Annotated in this window: 15 protein-coding genes; 7 read left to right on the forward strand and 8 right to left on the reverse strand. The window is 47.9% G+C overall.

Going from position 1 to position 12,626, the window contains the following annotated elements; genetic code table 11:
* The 7 genes from MMY81_RS30340 to MMY81_RS30370 form a co-directional block, all read right to left on the reverse strand.
* Positions 1-830 (reverse strand): amidohydrolase family protein (locus MMY81_RS30340; protein ID WP_252315755.1); only part of this gene is annotated, 830 nt, incomplete at its 3' end.
* Positions 820-1,896, reverse strand: coding sequence for an ABC transporter ATP-binding protein (locus tag MMY81_RS30345; RefSeq protein ID WP_252315756.1), 1,077 nt, complete (start codon positions 1,894-1,896; stop codon positions 820-822). The genes MMY81_RS30345 and MMY81_RS30340, both read right to left, overlap by 11 nt.
* Positions 1,897-1,910: 14 nt before the next feature.
* Positions 1,911-2,699, reverse strand: a complete 789-nt coding sequence (locus MMY81_RS30350; RefSeq protein ID WP_252315782.1) for an ABC transporter permease — start codon at positions 2,697-2,699, stop codon at positions 1,911-1,913.
* On the reverse strand, positions 2,686-3,519 hold the full coding sequence (locus MMY81_RS30355) for an ABC transporter permease (RefSeq protein WP_252315757.1): 834 nt from the start codon (positions 3,517-3,519) through the stop codon (positions 2,686-2,688). Before MMY81_RS30355 ends, MMY81_RS30350 begins: the two co-directional genes overlap by 14 nt.
* Positions 3,516-4,481, reverse strand: a complete 966-nt coding sequence (locus MMY81_RS30360) for a nucleoside hydrolase (RefSeq protein WP_252315758.1) — start codon at positions 4,479-4,481, stop codon at positions 3,516-3,518. The genes MMY81_RS30355 and MMY81_RS30360 overlap by 4 nt, the downstream gene beginning before the upstream one ends.
* A 31-nt stretch (positions 4,482-4,512) precedes the next feature.
* Positions 4,513-5,568 (reverse strand): ABC transporter substrate-binding protein, encoded by a 1,056-nt coding sequence (locus MMY81_RS30365; protein ID WP_252315759.1) that lies wholly within the window; start codon positions 5,566-5,568, stop codon positions 4,513-4,515.
* Between the two features lie 244 nt (positions 5,569-5,812).
* Positions 5,813-6,163, reverse strand: coding sequence for a DUF2294 domain-containing protein (locus MMY81_RS30370; protein ID WP_308215534.1), 351 nt, complete (start codon positions 6,161-6,163; stop codon positions 5,813-5,815).
* A gap of 241 nt (positions 6,164-6,404) precedes the next feature.
* Here MMY81_RS30370 and MMY81_RS30375 point away from each other — a divergent pair, with 241 nt between their 5' ends.
* Positions 6,405-6,857 carry a hypothetical protein gene (locus tag MMY81_RS30375; RefSeq protein ID WP_252315760.1) on the forward strand — a complete coding sequence of 151 codons (453 nt, stop codon included), beginning with the start codon at positions 6,405-6,407 and terminating at the stop codon, positions 6,855-6,857.
* Between the two features lie 67 nt (positions 6,858-6,924).
* Here MMY81_RS30375 and MMY81_RS30380 read toward each other — a convergent pair whose 3' ends face one another.
* Complete coding sequence (locus tag MMY81_RS30380) at positions 6,925-7,800, reverse strand: AraC family transcriptional regulator (RefSeq protein ID WP_252315761.1); 876 nt, start codon at positions 7,798-7,800, stop codon at positions 6,925-6,927.
* A gap of 163 nt (positions 7,801-7,963) precedes the next feature.
* Here MMY81_RS30380 and MMY81_RS30385 point away from each other — a divergent pair, with 163 nt between their 5' ends.
* The 6 genes from MMY81_RS30385 to MMY81_RS30410 all read left to right on the forward strand — a co-directional run bounded on the left by MMY81_RS30385 (position 7,964) and on the right by MMY81_RS30410 (position 12,610).
* Complete coding sequence (locus MMY81_RS30385) at positions 7,964-8,176, forward strand: hypothetical protein (protein WP_252315762.1); 213 nt, start codon at positions 7,964-7,966, stop codon at positions 8,174-8,176.
* A gap of 184 nt (positions 8,177-8,360) precedes the next feature.
* Complete coding sequence (locus MMY81_RS30390) at positions 8,361-9,248, forward strand: 5-oxoprolinase subunit B family protein (RefSeq protein ID WP_252315763.1); 888 nt, start codon at positions 8,361-8,363, stop codon at positions 9,246-9,248.
* Positions 9,241-10,218, forward strand: coding sequence for a 5-oxoprolinase subunit C family protein (locus MMY81_RS30395; protein WP_252315764.1), 978 nt, complete (start codon positions 9,241-9,243; stop codon positions 10,216-10,218). Before MMY81_RS30390 ends, MMY81_RS30395 begins: the two co-directional genes overlap by 8 nt.
* A gap of 19 nt (positions 10,219-10,237) precedes the next feature.
* Positions 10,238-10,471, forward strand: a complete 234-nt coding sequence (locus MMY81_RS30400) for an acetyl-CoA carboxylase (protein ID WP_252315765.1) — start codon at positions 10,238-10,240, stop codon at positions 10,469-10,471.
* Between the two features lie 19 nt (positions 10,472-10,490).
* Positions 10,491-11,849 carry an acetyl-CoA carboxylase biotin carboxylase subunit gene (locus tag MMY81_RS30405; protein ID WP_252315766.1) on the forward strand — a complete coding sequence of 453 codons (1,359 nt, stop codon included), beginning with the start codon at positions 10,491-10,493 and terminating at the stop codon, positions 11,847-11,849.
* Complete coding sequence (locus tag MMY81_RS30410) at positions 11,846-12,610, forward strand: LamB/YcsF family protein (RefSeq protein WP_252315767.1); 765 nt, start codon at positions 11,846-11,848, stop codon at positions 12,608-12,610. The genes MMY81_RS30405 and MMY81_RS30410 overlap by 4 nt, the downstream gene beginning before the upstream one ends.
* Positions 12,611-12,626: the final 16 nt, after the last annotated feature.

The raw sequence follows: 12,626 nt of genomic DNA on the forward strand, positions 1-12,626 counted from the left end.
AGAATCATATCCAGGTGCCCGGTCTGATTCAGGTCATCGGGCATAATGTCATCGGTAACAAAGCAGAAGTGTTCCTTTACTTCTTCTCGTATTAAATACTCCATTACCGGAGCCGACATGGACTTTTCCTGGATTTCAACAAACATCCCTGTTTTAATACGCTCTTCGAGGCCTTCTACGGTTTGATGGGTATGATCAGAGTTCACGCCGGCATAAAGCATCCGCTGCAGATCCATGTCCATCAGGCGGGGAACATGGCCTTCCACAATCATAGAGGGGTGGTGTTTCTGCAGGTAATGCAGCAGCTCTATCGTGCGGCCGTCTTTCTGCTGGACGATATCGTTGTAATTCATAATTTCTCCCATGCAGGCCACGGATTCCGATTGAATCAATGTTTCCATGTCGTCGATCGTAATCGATCCTCCTGTCGTTTCCCAGTCGGTTGCCGGCACAGAGCTTGGAATCGCATAGAACATATCCACCGCACAGTCCCGGCTGACGTTAATCATTTCCTGTACCCCTTCGAGGCCGAAGACATTGGCCATTTCATGGGGCTCGGGAACAATGGTTGTCACTCCGCGCGCAAGCAGTGCTTCTGAAAAAACGGCTGGAGAAACCATCGAGCTTTCAATGTGCAGGTGGATATCGATCAGTCCGGGGATCATCCACTTTCCTTCCGCCTGAATGATCTCGTCGGCCTGGAAATCTGTCGAATCCCGATCACCGATGTAGAAAAAACGTCCATCCAGTATAGCTGCATTTTTTACCTCAAAGCGCTTAATATAGCTGTTAAACACGTGGGCACCAAGAATCAGTGTATCAACCTGCATAGGAAGGAACCTCCGATTCTTCAACCAGTACCCACTTCTGGGCAGGCATGTCCAGCACTACTTGATCTCCGGCCTGGAAAGGGATGGTCATTTCCTGGTTGGCCGTGAAGCTTCCGTGTGCGGTTTCTACCTCATACTGATAGCTCCGTCCGAGGAAAATAGCAGTCTTGATCGTGCCGCTCAGCTGATTTTCTATAACATGAGGGCCGGCTGGTTTAATATGAATATCGTCCGGACGGATCACACCGGTCATGCTGCTCGTTTCTTTGTCATAGGGAACGGCAAATGTATTGTCCCCTTTGTAAAAAATCGGAGCCTGCCCGTTTTCACTGCGCCGGTCAAAGCGGAGAAAATTTTTAAAGCCGATAAATGAGGCAACGAAAGAAGTGCGGGGGCGGTGATAGATCGCCGCGGGGTGATCAAGCTGTTCGATAACGCCTTTATTCATAATCGCCACCCGGTCGGAAATGGAGAAGCACTCCTCCTGGTCATGGGATACATAAATCGCAGCAATACCAGATTCCTGCTGGATACGACGGATTTCGGAACGCATACTGACCCGCAGGTTCGCATCCAGATTGCTGAGGGGCTCATCAAAAAGCAGCAGATCTGGATTAATTACGAGCGCCCGTGCGATAGCGACGCGCTGCTTCTGCCCGCCGGAAAGCTCTTTTGGAAAACGGTTCTCAAAATGCTGCAGGCCGACAAGTTCAAGCATTTCCATCACCCTCGTGTACGTGTCTTTCTTAGACACCTTCCGCTGGCGCAGGCCAAAAGCGATATTATCAAAAATAGACATGTGGGGGAACAGGGCGTAATTTTGGAACACAAAGCCGAAGTTCCGCTTATTAACAGGAATGGTGGTATAATCTTTCCCGCCAACCTGAATGCTTCCCTGGTGAGCCTGAAGAAAGCCTGCTACCAGGCGGAGCGTAGTTGTTTTGCCGCAGCCGCTGGGGCCGAGAAGAGATACAAGCTCGCCCTGAGGTATATCAAGGTTAAAGTTCTCGAGTATATTCGTTTTTTGATAGGCCACGGCTACGTTTTGCAGCGATACATGGGACATAGTAGGGACCTCCATTATTTTTTAGTGAAATAGGATATGCCGACGAGGCGTTCAATGGCAAACATCAAAACGGCTGTTAAAGCCATCAGAAGAACAGACAGCGCGGCAATCGTCGGATCAAAATAGTTCTCCACGTACGTCAGCATTTGAATGGGGAGCGTGCTGACTCCCGGTCCGGTCATAAAGACAGAAATATCGACATTGTTAAAGGACTCCAGAAATGCAATCAGCACACCTGCGATGATGCCGGATTTAATATTTGGCAGCACAATACGGAAAAAGGCTCCTGCGCGGCTCGCACCAAGGCTGACCGCCGCTTCTTCAATCGAGAAGTCGAAGTTGTCCAGATTGGATGAAATCACTCGCACGATAAAAGGGAGCATAATGATCGTATGGCCGATAAACAGTGCCGTATAAATAGGAATCTGGAAAGTCACAATAATGTAGCGGAGTAGCGCGAATCCCAGAACAATCCCGGGAATGAGCACCGGAGAGATAAAGAGCGTCTGTAAAAACGCCTTTCCCTTAAAATCAAACCGGCTCAGCGCATAGGCTGCGGGCAGGCCGACAAGCAGTGCGAGCATATTGCCGGCAAAGGAAACGAGCATCGACGTTTGGAAGGCTGAAATAAACATACTGCCCTGAAAAATATTGGCGTACCATTTCAGTGACCAATTATCGGGCGGAAACTGCAGGACCCCGGCCTCGCCAAAAGAGGAGACGAGCATAATGCCGAGCGGCCCGAGTAAAAAAATAAAGACAAGTAACGTTACAAAGCCTAACCAGCGATCAGCCACGGATATTCCCTCCCCGTACAGCGACTTTTCCGGCCAGCCAGTTCATCAGGCCAATCACAACAAAGGACAGCACAATCATAATAGTAGCCACTACCGAAGCCAGCTGCCAGTCGTTTAATGTCACTGCATTTTGATATAAAAAAGTAGAAACGACACTTTCTCTTCCGCCAAGCAGTGCCGGCGTTGTATAGGCCGTAAAGCTTCCCACAAACACGAGAATGCTTCCAGTCATTAACCCGGGCACGCTTAGAGGCAGAAGAATATGCCAGAAAGTAGTAGAGGCGGATGCTCCAAGACTTTTAGCGGCTTCCACCACATCGTCTCCGATATTTTCCATCACGCCGACGAGCGTAATAATGCTTAATGGCAGAAACAGATGAACGAGCCCGATTAATATAGCCGTCGGGGTATAAAGAATGGATATCGACGTATCACTTCCAAATAGAGCCATCGTGTTATCTGCGATACCGCCTTTGCCAAGAATGACCATCCAGCTGAAAGAGCGGACGACCGGGCTTGTGAGCAAAGGGAAAATCGACAGCATAAGCAGCAGCATTTTCATGCGCGGACGGCATTTGGATATGTAGTACGCCGCGGGAAACGCCAGCAGAATACAAATCAATGTAGTCAGCAGACTTGTCCGAAGCGTGACCCATAGAATATTTAAAAAGTACGGATCCTGCAGGTACTGCATGTAGCCGGCAATCGTAAAGGATCCGGCGTCAAAAAAGGTGGAAAGAATCGTTCCGGCAATCGGGACGATCATAAATAACGTAAGAACGAGAAGACCGGGGAGGAGAAAGACGTATTTTCCGTAGTGTTTCATTGGATAGGCTCCTTCCGGTCCGGCAGCTGGTCGACGGCCTTTTCAAATAGGCTGAAAAACAGCGGCAGGTCTACGCCCATGGCGATATAAGCATTTGGCGTTTTCTTCAGGCGGTTTTTCTCATCGACGACGAGACAGCCGTCGGAAATGCTGCTGCGGCATTCAATTTCGGTATAGGCATGAATCGTTTCTAAGAGCTTCGGATCAAGGGCAGCGGCAACAGCGAGCGGATCATGCAGCGCACAGGCATGTACACCATTGACCGTAAAATACCGCTCCCGATACTGTTTCGTTATGCTTTCAATCCAATGTCCCCAAAAAGGGCGGCGCTGCTTTAGCTTCTGCAGCCTATCCTCTGAAAGGAGCGCTTGTTTGGTCACGTCGAGCCCGACCTGGGTTAATCGGGAAATGCCGCTTTGCAGAACAACTTGTACGGCTTCCGGATCCACATACGTATTAAATTCTGCCGCCGGGGTAATATTGCCGGGGCCGTGAACCACACCGCCCATGAAAATCACCTCATGAATCAGGTCCGCTGCAGCAGGAGCCTGATGCAGGGCCAGGGCAAGGTTAGTTAAAGGACCGGTGAAAATCAGCGTAAGCTCATGCGGGTAGGTATAAATCAAATCCACCAGCCGCTCCGGTGCGTAACCGGCGTCCGGCTTCTGCTTTAGATATCGTTCTTCCGAGATGCCGCTGATCCCGTCTTTTCCGTGTACCGCATGTTCATACAGGGGACGGCGCAGGAGAGGACGTGCGGCTCCTTTGTATACGGGTATATCCGATCGGCCGGCTGTGTCGAGCACCTGCAGGGTATTGGCCGTGGCCTGATCCACGGATACGTTTCCGTGGGTTACGGAAACCGCCTGAATATCAAGCTCCGGTGAGCCGCAGGCCAAAAGGAGCCCGAGCGCATCGTCCACCCCCGTGTCGACGTCCAGCCAGACTTTCTTTGCTGCCATTAGATGTGCCTCCTTCGTTTTCATAAGCAGATTACTGCTGGGTTAATTCCCGGTTCCAGCGGTCCACCCATTCCTCTGAACGTTCGTTTATCATTTCGGTATCCAGCAGAATAAGATTTTCTACGGTATCCGCGCCGTAGGTAATGCCTTCCGCTTCTTCTTCGCTCAGGTCAAGCGTAGTGTTAACCGGAGAGTCGACTTTTGCAGCCGCTGCGGTTTCCTGGACCTCCGCGCTCAGCTGCCAGTTAATAAATTCTTCTGCAAGTTCCTGATTTTCGCTTCCTTCAATCACGTTTACGGTATTCACAATGGCGTATGCTCCTTCTTCAGGTGTAACAAATTCAGTTGAAGGAACGGCTTCTTTTAAGTCGGCTACATACATTTCCATAATCGGGCCTGCAGCAATTTCCCCCTGCGTAAACATGTTCACATAAGCGGAGGTCTGGCTGTATTCATTGGCGACGTTCGGATTCAGCTCTTTCATCTGGGCGAAAGCGGCATCTTCATCAAACGATTCACTGCCACTGACGACAGAAGCGGCGTCCAGCACCATTGGGCCGGCTGTAGCAGTAATGCTCGGCAGGCCGATGCTGCGCTCCAGTTCAGGGTTCCAGAGATCTGCCCAGGACGTGATAGCTACATCCGTCTCTTCCGGGTTGTAGGCAATACCCAGTTGGCTTACCGTATAGGCCGGGCCAAAATTTTCGCCGGTCGGTTCCTGGGCCATCTCATAAATATCTTCTATGTTCGGGATGTTGTCCCGGTCAATTTCAGCAAAAAGATCATCATTGATTCCCTGCTGGGCATAATAATCGGACAAATAAATGAGATCCACGCTGGAGTTTCCCTGGCGGATTTTATTCAAGCGCTCCGAATTATTTCCTGTTTCCAGTACGATTTCCACGTTATGTTCTTCTTCAAAGGGCGCATACACTTCTTCACGAAAAAAATCTTCAGCAAATCCCCATGTCGATATGACAAGCTCTGTAGGCTCTTCCCCGTCGGCAGAATCTTCGGATGAACCGCATGCAGCAAGAGGAAGCATCAGCAGGGATAGAGGGACAAGATATTTCATAGGCATTTTCATTTTAAAAAACCTCCAGATAGTGTAGTTGAAGCCCATCGGTGATGATGGATAGAAAAAAAGAGAAAATAAAAAAAGGCGGCATTATAGAGAAAATATCTATAAAGCCACCTTTATTTTGTAAACAAAGTAAAGAGAAACTCACTATTTCTATATGCAGTTGTAGATGAATCTTTCAGGCTCTGTGTGCTGCAGAAGTGGATGCCTATTTCAGAACATGTCCAAAATCAGCTGTCCGGCTGCATGGTTAACGGAGTTTAATATTGGTGAAGGCAGTCTGGGTAGGGCCGTCATAATCACGAAACAGAGATTCAATTTCCCAGTGGAAGTCTTCCTCCAGGCGCGTTTTCATTCGCTGCTTGTACAGCTGCGAAAGCCGGAAATCAACCTGCTGTTTTAATTCAGGAGCAGCTTCTTCCAGGGCATTGGAGCGTGGAGCCTTCTTATGCCGGGCCTGCATTGTAATAAGCGATTCTGATTCCAGAAAAGACACCTTCAACAGGGTCGTTCCAACACCAAACAAATCAATGGAAATTTCATTATAAAGATGGGCCAGCAGTTTTTTTGTTTCCGTCTGATTTTCTATAATATCCATCATCACCTATAAGTATTCGCTTCTTAGTAACTGATTATAGCGAAATCTTACAACAGGCGCAAGAGGGAATGTTCGGCTATAAGAAGGTAAAAAATAGTAAATGCTGATTTCATTAGGTTTAATCCGCTTAAAAGCAAACAATATGACAGGAAACCTGACAGTATATCTGTTTTTAGAAAGAAGGGATTAGATGGGTATTTGTTACAAAGGCAGGGAATAGCAAAGGTAAAAGGAGGGCACTTGTATGAAAGACCGCATTTCCCACGAAGGAATGGATGAGATTCTGAAAAAGCTGGAGGATGACTATATAAAAGCAGTCAAAGAGAACGAAAGCAGGAGCGTAGAGGGTTTTGTGGAGCAGTTTCTGTATGATTCGTGGACGTATAACGATGAGAACCTCCAGAATATCAAAACCGTCTTAAGCCGCTACAGCACAGGGGAAGTGTATTCCACCACCTTTATTGGTGCCTTTAATGAGATGGTGGACCATCTCCGGCTGAAGCTGCAGGAGCTGGACGCAGAAAAGGCGTATCCTGCGCTGCATCATCAACACGGGGCGTCGTTTCTTGTCGCCTTCGTAGACGGCATGGTGATCCAGTATTTTATCGGAGTGTATACGGTTGAGCAGTTAAGGGAAATGACACCTTATTTAAAACAGGTCATTCTGCAGGCTTTGCGAACAGAAGCGGACGGGTAAGAAAAGATCCTGTTTACACCGAAAAAAAAGACAAGCATATAAACTTGTCTTTTTTCGTTTTCATTTATTACCGGTTCTTTTTAACCGGAATCCAGATTTCACTTTTAAACGTGTCGGAATTCATATCTTCGTTTTCATTCCAGAGTATTTCCGGGCCTTCGGCCTGCTCGTACACAGAGGACGGGAACCATTCTGAATAGATACGTCCCCATGTCTCCTGCAGCGTCTCTGGAAAAGGACCGCTTACTTCGAACACGGCCCAGGTAAGAGAAGGAACGTAAAGCGTATCGTAAGAGCTGTCCGGCTTTTCTGAGACGGCGGCCCCGATATAATGGTCCAGTCCGCCTTCCTCCCGCATGCGGCCTTCCGAGAAGTTCGTCGAAGCCTGAATAAGTCCTTTTGGATCGGTGCTGCTGACAGCCTCCAGTTCCTGGATTTTTTCTTTCGTAAGGGATTTCCACATTTTGGTAATTTCCGGATTTTCTCCTTCAAACACAATAGAAACCCGCTTATGGATTCCTGCAATATAAAATTCTTGTTTTTCTTCCATTCGATAGTTCATTGATTCTCCTCCTTTAATAGAAAGCTGAAAGGTCATCGGCGGATAGGCCTTCAGCTGCTGGCTGTTCTGTCTGGCTTCGGACGGTGCCAGGCCGTGCAGCTGCTGGAATGCTCTAGTAAACGCATCGGGAGAGTGATACCCGTATTTTACAGCGGCATCCACAACGCGGATCTTATTCTGATTCAGTTCAAACGCAGCCAGCGTTAACCGGCGCCGCCGGACATACTCCGAGATGGAAACGCCTGCCAGAAAAGAAAACATGCGTTTAAAATGAAATTCGGAACAAAGAGCCTCTCTGGCAGCGGCCGCATAATCGATCTCACCGTCGAGGTTTTCTTCTATATACTTTAACGCCTTGTTTAAATCATTCAGCTGATTCATCCCTTTCGCCTCCTTGTTCATCTAGAATAACAGCTGTTGGATAGAGGAGTCCGCTTATCGGTGTTATCTTCTGCAGGATAGCAGGTATTTATTACTTAAATGAAAAACTTCTTGAAATAGAACAAATGTTCGTATATGCTTTGTAAAAAGGAGGAAGGCCAAAATGGATTCTGTCATGATGAAAGGGTACCGTTTGAAAAAAGACGGGTCCTACCCGATGATTGTATCGAATAAAGCCATTATTCCCAACGCAAAGCATTATGAATTTGATGAAGTACTGATAGCGGTCAGCCGGGAAGACCTTGAGCATCTGCAGTTTTCGATGGAACGTGACAATTTTTTTAAGAAGCAGAGCCGGACATATATGTCGTTGTAACAAAAGAAACTTAAAAATAATTGGAGAGGCAGAGGCCTCTCTTTTTTATGTGAAACAGTCGTTATGCTAAATATATCTGGAAATACAGGCCTTCCCGGGTTAAAATTCTTATAAATCAGAATATTTTGCAATGTTTATGAATGCTCCGGAGGACGTTTTAAAAACTTGAGTGAGGTGATTGATATTGGCTGATTTTACAACACGCTACAGCTACGGTGGTGACGAATTCATATTTGTCGAACTCAGCGAAGAAATGAGTCTGGAAGTGAACTTTCAAGCAATGGCAATAACGAAAAAGCTCAGGGAGCAGCAGATGCCCGGTATTCTGGATATCTGCCCGTCCAACGCATCGTATATGGTCCGCTACAACCCGGATCAGCTTCCTGCAGCGGAGCTGATTGACGAACTAAAACGACTCGAAAGTTCTGTTCAGAACCTGGACGATATTGTTATTAACTCTCGGCTCGTCGACGTGCCTGTTCTGTTTGAGGATCCGTGGACGCATGATGCGGTGATGCAGTTCCGGGACCGTCATCAGGATCCTGAATCAACCGACCTGGAGTATGCGGCACGTATTAATGGCTACGCGTCAAAGGAAGACTTTATTCAGGCGATGACCAGCTCTCCGTTTTTAGTATCAATGATCGGATTTGTGCCTGGACTTCCTTTTTGTTTTCAAATCGTGCCGCGCGAAAAGCAGATTGAAGTACCAAAATACGTCCGGCCCCGCACTTTCACCCCGGAACGATGCTTTGGATTTGGCGGCGGATTTTCGGTCGTCTATCCGGTTCAGGGTGCAGGGGGCTACCAGATGTTTGGCATTTCGGCCTCCCCGGTGTTTGACAAAGAACAAAAGCTTCCCGACTTTCAGGATTCCATCGTTTTTCCACGCCAGGGAGACATTTTCCGCTACCGTGACATAACACGTGAAGAGTACGACGCTGTAAGAGCGGATGTGGAAGCAGGCACGTTTGAATATCATAAAAAAGATTTCACGTTCCGCCCCGACGATGTACTGAAGGATCCTGCTGCATTTTCTGAAATGGTGCTGGGGAGGTTATATCATGATTAACGTATTGAAACCCGGGCTGCAGACAACCGTCCAGGATGATGGAAGAGTCGGATATTACGAGACAGGAATGCCGCCGTCGGGAGCCGTCGACCAGTATTCCTACGCTGTGGCGAACATGCTGGCGGGAAATAAAAAAGGAGCAGCTGTACTCGAAATTACGTACATGGGCCCGGCCCTCGAATTTCAGGAGGATACAGTGATTGCCGTGACAGGAGGCACGATCCCGCCGCAGATCAATAAAGAAGCGGTGCCGATGTGGGAAACACTGGAAGTGAAAAAAGGCGACGTGCTGACTTTTGATTTTGTGAAGCAGGGCGCGAGAGCCTATCTTGCCATAGCCGGCGGAATAGAAGTGCCGGTTATTATGAATTCGAGGTCGACTTACACGCTTTGCGGTATTGGCGGATTTGAGGGAAGGGCTCTGCAGGAGGGGGACGTGCTATCGATCGGGAACATGAAGGACAAAGAAGTCAAACGGGGAACCCGGGTGACCGGCGAGTACATCCCAGCGTTTTCCGCCAATCATGAGATACGTGTCATTATCGGGTTATGCAGCTACAGGCTCACCGAGGAAAGCAAGCAGCGTTTTCTTAATATCGAGTGGACGATTACGCCGGAAGCCAATCGAGTCGGCTACCGCTTGAAGGGGGAACGTCTTGATTTTGTGCCGCGTGAGCAGCCGTTTGGAGCGGGAAGCAATCCGTCCAACGTAGTGGATCTCGGCTATCCGATCGGCTCCATTCAGGTGCCGGACGGGATCGAGCCGATTGCATTGTTAAATGATGCCGTAACGGGCGGGGGATACGCGCCGGTCGCTACGATTATCAGCACAGATCTGAATCGCATCGGACAGGCAAAAACGAATGAAAAGATAAAATTTACTGCTGTCACTCTTGAAGAAGCGATGGAGATCCGGCAGCAGAATAATCGTAAGCTTGAAGAAGTGAAACAAATGATTCAGTCGAGTTAACCAAAGGAGGAAGCAAAGGATGAAAGAAATCGTATCTTCATTACCGGGAGTATTTTACAGAAGACCGGAACCGGGGAAGCCTGTATATGTGGAAGAAGGGGATGAAGTCAAAGCAGATGATACTATCGGACTGATTGAGGTCATGAAAAGTTTCCAGGAAATTAAAGCAGAAGCGGATGGTGTAATTAAAAGTATAAAAGTCGAAGACGGCGGCGTAGTGGATGCCGGGCAAGTCGTGGCAGAACTGGAATAACATACAGGGGAGTGGCGGTATGAGCTATTTTAAAAAGGTGTTGATTGCCAATAGGGGTGAAATTGCGCGCCGGATTATCAGAACCTGCCATAGGCTGGGAATTGAAACGGTGGCGGTATACTCGGATGCTGATACAGATATGCCATTTGTAAAGGAGGCAGGCGAAGCGGTTCATATTGGCGGATCCCAGGCTAAGCAGAGCTACCTTAATATGGATAATGTAATAAAGGCAGCTAAGGAAACAGGAGCGGATGCGATCCATCCCGGCTATGGGTTTTTATCAGAGAACACAACATTCACAAAACGGTGTGAAGACGCCGGTATTGTTTTCATTGGGCCGAGTGCTGAAAAAATTCAGCTGATGGGAGATAAGATTGAAGCGCGTCGGCATATGCAGAAAGCCGGAGTGCCGATCGTGCCCGGATGGGACGGGAAACTGGAATCCGTGGACCACGCGCTCGATATTGCCGAGGAGCTTGGTTATCCGCTAATGCTGAAAGCGAGTGCCGGCGGTGGCGGCATTGGTATGCACATTGTCTATAATAAAGAGGATCTGACCAAGCGTTTCTCTTCTGCACAGCAAACGGCAGGAGCCTCATTTGGTGATGATACCGTATTTTTGGAGCGGTTTATTGAAAACGCTCGTCATATCGAAGTACAGGTTGTCGCAGACCATAAGGGGCATACGATTCATCTATTTGAACGAGAATGTTCTATCCAGCGCCGCAATCAAAAAGTAATTGAAGAAAGCCCGTCTCCTTTTCTTACAGAAACACTTCGCCGTGAGCTTTGTGAAACAGCTGTCACCGGGGTAAAAGAAATTGGCTACACTAATGCCGGAACAGTGGAGTTTATTTTTGATAATGACTCAGGAGACTATTATTTTCTTGAAATGAACACGAGACTGCAGGTGGAGCATCCTGTTACAGAAGAAATTACCGGTCTGGACCTGGTGGAGCTTCAGTTGAAAATTGCAGCAGGAGAAGATCTCGGTCTGACTCAGGAAGATATCAAAAATAATGGCTATGCAATAGAAGCCCGTTTGTACGCAGAAGATCCTGCCACCTATTTTCCATCTCCCGGCAAGCTGACAAAATTTAAGCTGCCAGAAGGATTAGGACGGTTTGACTTTGCTTATGAAGAAGGCAATACGGTGTCGCCTTTCTATGATCCAATGATTGGCAAAATCATTGTTCATGGCGCGGATCGGGAAGAAGTGCTGGATGGACTCGGTAATGTGCTGAATGGGATGGAAATAGCAGGCATTACGACCAATCTGTCTTTAATTAAAGAGCTCGTAAAGGAGAAGGATTTCCGGGAAGGCAACTATACAACGAACTATCTGCAGACAAGAAAGCAGGGAGGCAGTACAAAATGAAAGTGGATGTAAACTGTGATATGGGAGAGAGTTTTGGTATGTATCAGCTTGGTAATGATGAGGAGATGATGCAGTATATTACTTCTGCTAATATCGCATGCGGTTACCATGCAGGGGATCCTGGGACGATGCGAAAGACGGTAGAACTGGCGAAAGAGCATGAAGTCCACATCGGTGCGCATCCGGCTTTTCCGGATTTAATGGGGTTTGGCCGCAGGCAGCTGGATTGTACCCCGGAAGAAATAAAAGATTACGTTTCTTATCAACTGGGGGCACTGCAGGGATTTACAAAGCAATACGGCTTGCCGGTCGCCCACTGCAAGCCGCATGGAGCGATGTATATGAGAGCGATGGAGGATGAAAAAACAGCCAGAGCTATTCTTGAAGCAATTGCCTCTATCGACGAGAATATTATTGTATTTGCTATGAATCATTCCGCGGTAGCGGACCTTGGGGAAAAAATAGGCATACGGGTGGCGAAGGAAACATATTCCGACCGCGAACATACGGAAACAGGATCTATTCTCATGACAAGAAAAGGGCCGACTATTAAGGATTATGACATGATGGCAGAACGTGTCGTCCGCATGGTGAAAGAGGGAAAGGTCACGGCAGATACAGGAAATGATATAAGCGTCACAGCCGAGACTGTCTGCATCCACGGAGATACCCCCGGAGCGGTGGAGCTCGCTAAAACAATCCATCACTTATTAAAAAAGAACGAAATCAACGTTACGCCCATTCAAGAAATTTTAAAATAACCGAAGTCCTGTAAGC

The sequence above is a fragment of the Sinobaca sp. H24 genome (assembly GCF_023845525.1).

Excerpts from the sequence above, each read along its gene's own strand:
- MMY81_RS30410 (WP_252315767.1), top strand. The coding sequence starts at position 11,846 with ATGAAAGTGGATGTAAACTGTGATATGGGAGAGAGTTTTGGTATGTAT.
- MMY81_RS30400 (WP_252315765.1), top strand. The coding sequence starts at position 10,238 with ATGAAAGAAATCGTATCTTCATTACCGGGAGTATTTTACAGAAGACCG.
- MMY81_RS30405 (WP_252315766.1), top strand. The coding sequence starts at position 10,491 with ATGAGCTATTTTAAAAAGGTGTTGATTGCCAATAGGGGTGAAATTGCG.
- MMY81_RS30395 (WP_252315764.1), top strand. The coding sequence starts at position 9,241 with ATGATTAACGTATTGAAACCCGGGCTGCAGACAACCGTCCAGGATGAT.
- MMY81_RS30375 (WP_252315760.1), top strand. The coding sequence starts at position 6,405 with ATGAAAGACCGCATTTCCCACGAAGGAATGGATGAGATTCTGAAAAAG.
- MMY81_RS30370 (WP_308215534.1), bottom strand. The coding sequence starts at position 6,163 with ATGATGGATATTATAGAAAATCAGACGGAAACAAAAAAACTGCTGGCC.
- MMY81_RS30385 (WP_252315762.1), top strand. The coding sequence starts at position 7,964 with ATGGATTCTGTCATGATGAAAGGGTACCGTTTGAAAAAAGACGGGTCC.
- MMY81_RS30355 (WP_252315757.1), bottom strand. The coding sequence starts at position 3,519 with ATGAAACACTACGGAAAATACGTCTTTCTCCTCCCCGGTCTTCTCGTT.
- MMY81_RS30380 (WP_252315761.1), bottom strand. The coding sequence starts at position 7,800 with ATGAATCAGCTGAATGATTTAAACAAGGCGTTAAAGTATATAGAAGAA.
- MMY81_RS30345 (WP_252315756.1), bottom strand. The coding sequence starts at position 1,896 with ATGTCCCATGTATCGCTGCAAAACGTAGCCGTGGCCTATCAAAAAACG.
- MMY81_RS30360 (WP_252315758.1), bottom strand. The coding sequence starts at position 4,481 with ATGGCAGCAAAGAAAGTCTGGCTGGACGTCGACACGGGGGTGGACGAT.
- MMY81_RS30365 (WP_252315759.1), bottom strand. The coding sequence starts at position 5,568 with ATGAAAATGCCTATGAAATATCTTGTCCCTCTATCCCTGCTGATGCTT.